Genomic DNA, 2,231 nt, shown 5'->3' with positions numbered 1-2,231 from the left:
TCTATGTAGGAGGCAACACTTTTGAATTCGGGACCCGGAGCAGATTCCGCACCCGCGCCAGCCACCCCCGGCTCCCCGCCCACCCCTGACACCCCCGGTAAGTCCTCGATGTTCAGCTCGCTGAAGATCCGGAACTACCGCCTGTTCTTCATCGGCCAGGTCGTCTCCAACACCGGCACCTGGATGCAGCGCATCGCCCAGGACTGGCTGGTCCTCAGCCTCACCGGCTCCTCCGCCGCCGTGGGCATCACGACCGCTCTCCAGTTCCTGCCGATGCTGCTCTTCGGGCTCTACGGCGGTGTCCTCGTCGACCGGCTGCCCAAGCGCCCCACCCTCCTCGTCACCCAGTCCGCGATGGGCCTCGCCGGCCTCGCCCTCGCCGCCCTCACGCTCTCCGGCCATGTCCAGGTCTGGCACGTCTACGTCGCCGCCTTCGCCGTCGGCCTCGCCACGGTGGTCGACAACCCGGCCCGCCAGTCCTTCGTCTCCGAGATGGTCGGCCCGGAACAGCTTCAGAACGCGGTCAGCCTCAACTCCGCGAACTTCCAGTCCGCCCGCCTGGTCGGGCCCGCCGTCGCGGGCGTCATGATCACCGGCGTCGGCACCGGCTGGGCGTTCCTCTTCAACGGCCTGTCGTTCGTGGCGCCCCTCGTCGGCCTGCTCCTCATGCGCAACCGCGACCTGAAGGCCGTCCAGCGCGCCCCGCGCGGCAAGGGCCAGCTCCGTGAAGGCCTGCACTACGTCGCCGGCCGCCCCGACCTGATCTGGCCGATCGTCCTCGTCGGCTTCATCGGCACCTTCGGCTTCAACTTCCCGGTGTGGCTCTCGGCCTACGCGGACGACATCTTCCACGCGGGCGCCGGCGCCTACAGCCTCTTCAACACCCTGATGGCGGTCGGCTCCCTGATCGGCGCCCTGCTCGCCGCCCGCCGGGGCACCACCCGCCTCCGCGTCCTGATCGCGGCGGCGGCGGCCTTCGGCATCCTGGAGGTCGTGGCAGCCGTAGCCCCCTCGTACTGGCTGTTCGCCCTGCTCATGATCCCGATCGGCATCGCAGGACTGACGGTCAACGTCACGGCCAACACCGCCGTCCAGATGGGCACCGACCCGGCCATGCGCGGCCGGGTCATGGCCCTGTTCATGATGGTCTTCATGGGCGGTACGCCGGTGGGCGCACCGATCGTCGGCTGGATCACGGATGCCTACGGCCCCCGGGTGAGCTTCGCCCTGGGCGGTGTCATCGCGGCCGCCGCCGCGGCCACGATCGGCGTGATCCTGGCCCGCATCGGCGACCTCCGCCTGTCCTTCGACTGGAACCACGGCCACCCGAGCGTGGCCTTCGTCCCCCGCGAGCGGGAGCAACTGGCCGCGGCGGCTTGAGAGTTGTGCGGAGTGACCGGCCCGGGGGTCACAGCCTCCGGGCCAGCACCTGTCCCGGCCGCTTGTCCTCGCCGACCGTGAACGCCTCGGTCGCCGTGAACCCGTTGTTCTCGTAGTAGGCGACGAGCTTGCGGTCGTCCCCCGCGTAACAGTCCACCCGCAGCAGGGAGATCCCGGCCCGCCGCGTCACCTCCGCCGCGTGTGCGAGCAGCGCGCCGCCGACGCCGTGGCCCTTGAACCGGCGGTCGGAGGCGAGGAGATGGACGTACCGCTCGGGCTCCTCGACGGCTTCGATGTACGACCCGGGGGAGTCGGTGAGGGTGAGCGTGCCGGCCGGCACACCGTCGACCTCGGCGATGTACGGCGACCCCTCCGCCACATACCGCTCCACCATCGCCACGGCCTTCGGATTCTCCGACCACGGTGTGCTGCCCCACTGCCCGGTCCGCCCCTGCGCGACGAGCCAGGCCACGGCACTGTCGAGCATGCCGAGTATCGCGGGGATGTCCTCGGGACCGCCGTCCCTGATGCTGATAGCCATGCCTCCATGGTGGCAGTGCGGACAGTGGCAGGCTGAGGCGCATGAGACTCTTCGCCGCGGTGCTGCCTCCGGCGGCCATCGCAACCGAACTCGCCTCCGTGGTGGCCGAGTTGAGGACGCTGCCGACCGCGGGCACCCTGCGCTGGACCGGCCGCCCGGGTTGGCACTACACCCTCGCGTTCTACGGCGAGGTCGACGAGGACGCCGTACCGGAACTGGCGGCGCATCTGGAGCGGACCGCTCGCCGCGTCGAACCCTTCGGTCTCGCGGTGCGCGGAGGTGGGCAGTTCGGGGAGGGGCGGGCGTTGTG

3 protein-coding genes are annotated in these 2,231 nt (G+C 70.5%); 2 read left to right on the top strand and 1 reads right to left on the bottom strand.

Annotated elements, in window-relative coordinates:
- The first annotated feature begins 108 nt into the window (after nt 1–108).
- Nucleotides 109–1,380, top strand: coding sequence for an MFS transporter (locus JHN63_RS50265; RefSeq protein ID WP_200691819.1), 1,272 nt, complete (start codon nt 109–111; stop codon nt 1,378–1,380).
- 28 nt (nt 1,381–1,408) lie between these two features.
- Here the strand turns inward: JHN63_RS50265 and JHN63_RS50260 are convergent, their stop codons facing one another.
- Nucleotides 1,409–1,921 carry a GNAT family N-acetyltransferase gene (locus JHN63_RS50260; protein ID WP_200691818.1) on the bottom strand — a complete coding sequence of 171 codons (513 nt, stop codon included), beginning with the start codon at nt 1,919–1,921 and terminating at the stop codon, nt 1,409–1,411.
- 41 nt (nt 1,922–1,962) lie between these two features.
- Between JHN63_RS50260 and JHN63_RS50255 the strand changes: the two genes are divergently transcribed.
- The coding region (locus tag JHN63_RS50255; protein ID WP_307782188.1) for a 2'-5' RNA ligase family protein at nt 1,963–2,231 on the top strand (269 nt) is incomplete at its 3' end.

The sequence above is a fragment of the Streptomyces sp. MBT65 genome, assembly GCF_016612545.1.
Lineage (GTDB): Bacteria > Actinomycetota > Actinomycetes > Streptomycetales > Streptomycetaceae > Streptomyces.
Note: the sequence above shows the minus strand (reverse complement) of the source record. Positions and strands in the feature narration are given on the sequence as shown.